The organism is Micromonospora sp. DH14, assembly GCF_029809455.1.
In the GTDB taxonomy this organism is placed as follows: Bacteria; Actinomycetota; Actinomycetes; order Mycobacteriales; family Micromonosporaceae; genus Micromonospora; species Micromonospora parva.
Genome location: NZ_JARVKT010000036.1, coordinates 59,131 through 66,052, shown reverse-complemented (window position 1 = coordinate 66,052; position 6,922 = coordinate 59,131). Strand labels below are relative to the sequence as shown.

Below are 6,922 nucleotides of genomic sequence, written 5' to 3'. Positions count from 1 at the left end.
TGTCTTGGGGGTTGGGGTGCCCGCGGGCCACCACACCTCCACCATCAATGGGTCAGACGTGCGTCGGCGTGCGGTCCCCGAGGTGGGTGCGCAGGCCCTCGCCCTCGATGTCCACGTTCGGCAGGGCGCGGTTGAGCCAGCGGGGCAGCCACCAGGCGCGGTCGCCGAGCAGCGACATCACCGCCGGGACGATGGTCATCCGGACCACGAACGCGTCGATGGCGACACCGATGGCGAGCGCGAAGCCCATCGACTTGATGATCGGGTCGTCGAGGAACACGAAACCGCCGAAGACGGAAATCATGATCAGCGCGGCGGCGGTGACCACCCGGGCGCCGTGGCCCATGCCGCTGATCGTGGCCTCACGCGCGGTGTCGCCGTGTACGAAGTCCTCCCGCATCCGGGAGACCAGGAACACCTCGTAGTCCATGGCCAGCCCGAACAGGATGCCGATCAGCAGGATGGGCAGGAAGCTGACCAGCGGGGCAGGGGTGTCCAGGCCGACCAGGTCGGCGAGGTGACCCTGCTGGAAGATCGCCACCGTGATGCCGAACGTGGCAGCCACGGTGAGCAGGAAGCCCAGTGCCGCCTTCAGTGGCACCAGCAGCGAGCGGAACACCAGCATCAGCAGCAGCACCGAGAGCCCGACGACCAGCAGCAGGTAGATCGGCAGCGCGTCGGAGAGCTTTTCCGAGACGTCGATACCGATGGCTGTGGCACCGGTGAGCAGCACATCGGCGCCCTGCACCCCGCCGACCGCGTCGCGGACGTCGTGCACCAGGGTCTCGGTGGCCTCGTCGGTCGGGCCGGTCTTCGGCACCACGCCGAGCAGGGCGGTCCGGCCGTCCGGGCTCAGCTGCGGCGGCGCCACCGCGAGGACGTTCTCGGTGCGCTGGATCATCGCGGTCACCTGCGGCACGGCGGCGGCGGTCGCCTGCGCGTCGTCGCCCGCCACGACCACCGCGAGCCGGCCGGTGAAGCCCGGACCGAAGCCCTCGGTGGTCAGGTCGCTCGCCACCCGGGCCGGTGAGCCCTCCGTCGCCGTACTGGCGTCGGGCAGGGCCAGCCGCATGTCCGGCGTGGGCAGTGCGAGCAGGCCCAGGCCGAGCAGCGCGACCAGGATGACCGGCACCCGGAACCGGGTGACCAGTCGCGCCCAGCGGAAGCCGAACCCGTTGCGGTCCTCGATCGGGGTCGTGGTCGCGGCCGGCCGGTCGGTGACGTCCGTGTCGTCCTCGTCGGTGCCGACGCCGTCGGCCACGCTTGCGGTGGGCACGGCACGCAGCCGGCGCGGGAGCACCCGGTGGCCGGCGAAGCCGAGCAGCGCGGGCTGGAGGGTGATCGCCACGAGCACGGCGATGGTGACAGTGGCGGCGGCGGCGAGACCCATCACGGTGAGGAACGGAATGTGCACCACGGCCAGGCCGGCGAGGGCGATGACAACCGTGGCGCCGGCGAAGACCACCGCGGAACCGGCGGTACCCACGGCCCGGCCGACCGCCTCCTCGGGGGACATCCCTTCGAGCAGGTTCTGTCGGTGCCGGGAGGTGATGAACAACGAGTAGTCGATGCCGACGGCGAGGCCGAGCATCAGCGCCAGGATCGGCGCGGTGCTGGTCAACTCGATGACACCGCTCAGCGCGAACAGCCCGGCCATGCCGACGCCCACGCCGATCAGCGCGTTGAGCATGGTCATCCCGGCGGCCACCAGGGAGCCGAACGTGATGATCAGGACGATCGCGGCGACCAGTACGCCGATCGCCTCGGTGGAGCCGATCTCCGGCTCACCGCCGAGCACCTCGCCACCCGGGGCGACCTGCCAACCCTTCGCCTTGACGGCGGCACCGACCTCCTCGTACGCGGTGCGCTGCTCGTCGGTCACCTCGTCGCCGCCGGTGGCGAACTGGACCTGGACCAGCGCGTACCGGCCGTTGGGGGAGACCGCTCCGACCTGGAACGGGTTGACCGCGCCGACCACGCCGGGCAGTGCCGAGGCCTCCTGGACCAGTTCCTGCACGACGGCCTGGCCCTCACCGGTGGCGAGTTGGCCGTCGGCCGGGGCCTTGACCGCGATGGTGCCGGTGGCGCCGCTGGCAGCGGGGAACTGCTCGCTGAGTAGGTCGAGCGCGCGCTGGCTCTCGGTGCCGGGCATGGTGAAGTTGCTCGCCGTCGGGCCGCGCAGGGTCGCCGCGGCCAGGCCGGCGACGACGAGTACGACGAGCCAGAGCGCGACGACGAGCCGTCGCCGGCGCAACGCGCCCCGGCCGAGCCGGTAGAGCAGGGTGGCCATCAGGAGTCCTTGTCCTCGGTCGTGGGTTGTTGGGGCAGGGCCGCGTCGACGGGTTCGACGGCCCGTCGGACGAGGGTGAGCAGGGCGGAGCGCAGGTCGTCGTCGGTGATGTCGGCGAACTCGCCGCACGCCTCGGAGATGCCGGCGAGCAGCACCAGCGCGGCGATCCGCGCGCCCGGCCGGTCGGAGTGACCGGCCAACGCGTCGCGCAGCCGGTCGGAGATCTGCTGGATGTGCGCGAAGGCCGGCTGGCACAGCAGCTCCGGGAACTCGCCGCGCAGCACGGCGATCTCCCGCCGGAACCGGACCGCGAGGTCGACGAAGCCCTCTGCGGCAACCTCCTGCGCGGCCGCTCCGGTCAGGCCGGTGAGCCGGTCGTCGAGGTCCCGCAGCACGCCGATCGCCGGAGCCATCAGCTCGGCGAGCAGGGCTTCCTTGTTGGCGAAGTGGTAGAGCACGGTGGCTTTGGAGCAGCCGACCTCACGGGCGATGTCCTGCAGGGAGGTGCCCCGGTAGCCGGTCACCGTGAACTGCCGCGCCGCCGCGGCGAGAATCTCACCGTGCGTGTCGGGTACCGCTCTGACCATGGTCGGTCCACCTCCCGCAACCAGCATGCCTGACCGATCGGTCAGACCCTGACCGATCGGTCAGAAGGAGGCGGTGGCGTTCACCACACCGTGGTCGGGTTTATCCGGCGTGCTCGGCGTCGTACCTGGTCCGCGCCTCGGCGATGGCCCGACGGTGCCGCTCGGCCCAACTGGTGAGCGCCACCAGCGACTCGTAGAGCTCCAGTGCCATCGGGGTGGCGGTGTATTCGACCTTGGGTGGAACGGTCGGATGGACGGTGCGGTGCAGCAGGCCGTCCCGTTCCAGGTTGCGCAGTGTGAGCGTGAGCATCCGCCGGCTGATGCCCTCGATGTGCCGCTCCAGCTCGGTGAAGCGCACCGGGCCGTGCGAGGCGGACACCAGGATGCTGATGCTCCATTTGCCGCCGACCCGATCGAGCACCTCGCGGACGGTGCACGCGCTGGCCTGCCCCTCGGTGAACGGCACCTTCCCGGGTGCGCAGGTCAACTCGGCCTCGACCTGCGCGGACACATCGCTGTTCCTCTGGGACATAACAGTGCCTCCTTCCGCTCCGGTTCATGGTCACAGACGATGACCTCGGTAACAAACCGTGCACCAAGGAGGTTCTCGTGGAACGTGTCGTCCCACCCCGTTGGCCGGCGCTGCTGGTGCTCTGCGCCGGCAGCCTGATGATCATCCTGGATGGCACAGTCGTCGCGGTGGCGCTGCCCGCCGTGCAGCGCGACCTGGGCTTCACCGCCGCCGGCCTGGCCTGGGTGGTCAACGCCTACCTGGTCGCGTTCGGCGGACTGCTGCTGCTCGCCGGCCGGCTCGGCGACCTGCTGGGCCGACGGCGGGTCTTCCTGGCCGGCGTCGCGCTGTTCACAGCGGCCTCGCTGGCCTGCGCCGTCGCCACCGGGCCGGCCCTGCTGGTCGGCGCGCGGTTCGGGCAGGGCGTCGGCGGCGCGCTGGCCATGGCGGTCAGCCTCGGCATGATCGTCCGGCTCTACCCCGAACCGGCCGAACGGGCCCGGGCCATCGCCATCTTCAGCTTCACCGGCGCGGCCGGCGCGTCGGTCGGCACCGTCGCCGGAGGGGTGCTCACCCAGGCCGCCGGATGGCGGACGATCTTCCTGGTCAACGTGCCGATCGGGGCCGTCATCCTCATCGCTGCCCTCCGCCGGCTCCCGGCCGAGCGGGGGATCGGCCTGCGGGCCGGCCTGGATGTGCCCGGCGCGCTGCTCGCGACCGCCGGTCTGATGGCCGCCGTGCTGGGCATCGTGGGAACGGGCGAGCACGGCTGGACCAGTCCTCGGACGCTCGGCGCGGTGGCCCTCGCGGCGCTGCTGCTCGGCGGCTTCGCGCTGCGCCAACGGGTGGCGCCGACCCCACTGGTGCCGCCCCGGGCGCTGCGCGTCAAAGGGCTGGTGGCGGCGAACGCCGTGCAGTTCCTGATGGTCTGCGCGTACTTCGGATTCCAGTTCCTGCTCGCCGTGGAGCTGCAACTGGTGCTGGGGCTGGACGCCGCCGCGACCGGCTGGGCCTTCCTGCCCACCCCGGTCGTGATCGCCGTGGTCTCGCTCGGTCTGGCCGGTCGGCTGATCGCCCACTGGGGTGCCCGCAAGGTCCTGCTGGTCGGGCTCGTCCTGGCGACCGTCGGCTTCCTCCTGCTCGCCCGGCTGCCCGCCGACGGCGGCTACGTCGCTGACGTACTCCCCGCGATGCTGTTCTTCGGCGTGGCCGGCGGCCTGACCCTGCCGGCGGTCACCACACTGGCCATGGCCGGCGCCACCGACGCGGATGCCGGGCTCGCCTCCGGCCTGGCCAACACCACCCAGCAGGTCGGCGGCGCGGTCGGCCTGGCCGCGCTGGCCACCCTGGCCGCCGCCCGCAGCGACGCGCTGCGGGCAGCCGGCTGGGCCGAGACCGCCGCGCTCGCCGGCGGCTACCGGACCGCGTTCGCCGTGGCCGCCGGTCTGGTTCTCGCCGCGTGGCTGGTGGCGCTGACCGCGGTGCCCCGACCGTCGGCCGGGCCGTCGTCGGCCGCCGATCCGGCCGACAGGGCGGCGGTGGGTAGCGGAACCGATCCGTACCGAAGCGCCGCGTCCGGTTGACCGGCGGCGGTCCGGCCGGGAGGGTGGTCGGGTGAGCGAGGCTGACGAGACCCGGGACGGTGTGGCCCTGACCAACCTGGACCAGCCGCTGTCCGACCGCGACGACGCGACGAAGCGCGACCTTGTCGACTACCTCGACGCGGTCGCGGACCGGATCCTCCCGCACCTGCGGGGCCGGCCGCTGTCGGTGATCAGGGTCCGCCCCGGCCAGCCGCCGTTCATGCAGAAGAACCTGCCCCGGTACACCCCGGACTGGGTCCGCCGGACAGCGGTCTGGGCGGAGGCGTCGCACCGGGAGATCTCGTACGCCCTCTGCGACGACCGCCGCACCCTGCTCTGGTTCGCCAACCAGCGGGCGGTGGAGTTCCACCCGACGCTGGCCACCACGGCGGACCTGCACCGCCCGACCCACCTGGTCCTCGACCTCGACCCGCCGGACGGCGACGGGTTTCGCGCGGCTGTCGACGCGGCCCTGCTGGTCCGCCAGGCGCTCGCCGACGCCGGTCTGACCGGTGCCGTCAAGACCAGCGGTGCCAAGGGGGTGCACGTCTTCGTGCCGGTGACCGACGAGCCAACGGCCGAGGAGTTGGCCGCCGCCACCAGGGCGCTCGCCGTCCGTGCCGAGCGGCTCGATCCGGCGCTGGCCACCACGGCGTACATCAGGGAGGACCGGGGTGGCCGGGTCTTCGTGGACGCCACCCGGGCGGGCGGGGCGACAGTGGCCGCCGCGTACAGCCCCCGGCTGCGCCCCGGGATGCCGGTCTCGTTCCCGGTCGACTGGGCCGACCTGCCCGACGTGACGCCCGCCGACTTCACCATCCGCAGCGCGCCCGCACTGCTCGTCGACGGCGACCCGTGGGCCGCGCTGATGCCGGCAGCGCAACCGCTTCCCGCCGACCTGGTCGCCGAGGGCCGGACCATCCCGGTGGCCCGGGTGCAGGCCATGCACGAGGGGAAGCGCCGGGCGCGCGCCCGCCGCGAGGCCGGCTGACCGACTGGTCGGCCCCCCACGTGGCGGCAACGGTCGATTGTCGGTGGGCTGTGGCACGATTTTCCTGGTGAGCAGCAAATCCGACGCGACGCAGCGACTCGACGACCTCGCGCGGCTGCGCAAGGTCCGCGACCGGATCGACCGGGAGTACGCGCAGCCGCTGAACGTGGAGGCGCTCGCTCGTGGCGCGCACATGTCGGCCGGCCACCTGAGCCGCGAGTTCCGCCTCGCCTACGGCGAATCCCCGTACAGCTACCTCATGACCCGACGCATCGAGCGGGCGATGGCCCTGTTGCGTCGAGGCGACCTGAGCGTCACCGACGTCTGTTTCGCTGTCGGTTGCTCCTCGCTGGGCACCTTCAGCACCCGCTTCACCGAGCTGGTCGGCGTGCCGCCGAGCGTCTACCGGCGGCGGGCGGCACAGGCGACGGCCGGGATGCCGTCGTGCGTGGCCAAGCAGGTGACCCGACCGGTCAGGAATCGAGAAGCGCGGGCCACCGAGCCGCAACTAGCGTGATCAGCATGGACATCACCATTCACTCCAGCTTTCTTCCGCACACCGACCCGGAGGCCTCCCTGGCCTTCTACCGTGACGTCCTCGGCTTCGAGGTCCGCCTCGACGTCGGGTATGAGGGGATGCGGTGGATCACGGTCGGGCCGGTCGGTCAGCCCAGCACCGCCATCGTCCTGCACCCGCCGACCGCCAACCCGGGCATCACCGACGACGAGCGCCAGACCATCCTCGAACTGATGGCCAAGGGCAGCTACTTCGGCGTCAACCTGGCCACCACCGACCTCGACGCCACCTTCGCCAAGCTGGAGGCCAGCGACACCGAAGTGGTCCAGGAGCCGACCGAGCAGCCGTACGGCGTACGCGACTGCGCCTTCCGCGACCCGGCCGGCAATATGATCCGCATCCAGGAAGTGCGCTGAGTCCCGCGCCCTCGACAGATGGAGACA

The 6,922-nt window shown here is 72.1% G+C and carries 7 protein-coding genes; 4 read left to right on the top strand and 3 right to left on the bottom strand.

All coding sequences use genetic code 11. The features are described from left to right. Window positions 1–52 precede the first annotated feature (52 nt). The 3 genes from QCZ28_RS29990 to QCZ28_RS29980 form a co-directional block, all read right to left on the bottom strand. Window positions 53–2,290, bottom strand: coding sequence for an MMPL family transporter (locus tag QCZ28_RS29990; RefSeq protein ID WP_279519760.1), 2,238 nt, complete (start codon window positions 2,288–2,290; stop codon window positions 53–55). Further along, window positions 2,290–2,877, bottom strand: a complete 588-nt coding sequence (locus tag QCZ28_RS29985; protein ID WP_279519759.1) for a TetR/AcrR family transcriptional regulator — start codon at window positions 2,875–2,877, stop codon at window positions 2,290–2,292. The genes QCZ28_RS29990 and QCZ28_RS29985 overlap by 1 nt, the downstream gene beginning before the upstream one ends. Before the next feature lie 100 nt (window positions 2,878–2,977). Beyond that, entirely contained in the window at window positions 2,978–3,409 is a 432-nt protein-coding gene (locus QCZ28_RS29980) for a helix-turn-helix domain-containing protein (RefSeq protein ID WP_279519758.1), read from the bottom strand. A 77-nt stretch (window positions 3,410–3,486) separates the two neighbouring features. Between QCZ28_RS29980 and QCZ28_RS29975 the strand changes: the two genes are divergently transcribed. The 4 genes from QCZ28_RS29975 to QCZ28_RS29960 all read left to right on the top strand — a co-directional run bounded on the left by QCZ28_RS29975 (window position 3,487) and on the right by QCZ28_RS29960 (window position 6,895). Next, window positions 3,487–4,971 (top strand): MFS transporter, encoded by a 1,485-nt coding sequence (locus QCZ28_RS29975; RefSeq protein ID WP_279519757.1) that lies wholly within the window; start codon window positions 3,487–3,489, stop codon window positions 4,969–4,971. Between the two features lie 31 nt (window positions 4,972–5,002). Further along, window positions 5,003–5,962 carry a non-homologous end-joining DNA ligase gene (ligD, locus tag QCZ28_RS29970; protein ID WP_279519756.1) on the top strand — a complete coding sequence of 320 codons (960 nt, stop codon included), beginning with the start codon at window positions 5,003–5,005 and terminating at the stop codon, window positions 5,960–5,962. A 67-nt stretch (window positions 5,963–6,029) separates the two neighbouring features. Further along, window positions 6,030–6,479: a helix-turn-helix transcriptional regulator gene (locus QCZ28_RS29965; protein ID WP_030333111.1), complete on the top strand. Its 450-nt coding sequence runs from the start codon at window positions 6,030–6,032 to the stop codon at window positions 6,477–6,479. 5 nt (window positions 6,480–6,484) lie between these two features. Continuing rightward, window positions 6,485–6,895 (top strand): VOC family protein, encoded by a 411-nt coding sequence (locus QCZ28_RS29960; RefSeq protein WP_279519755.1) that lies wholly within the window; start codon window positions 6,485–6,487, stop codon window positions 6,893–6,895. Window positions 6,896–6,922: the final 27 nt, after the last annotated feature.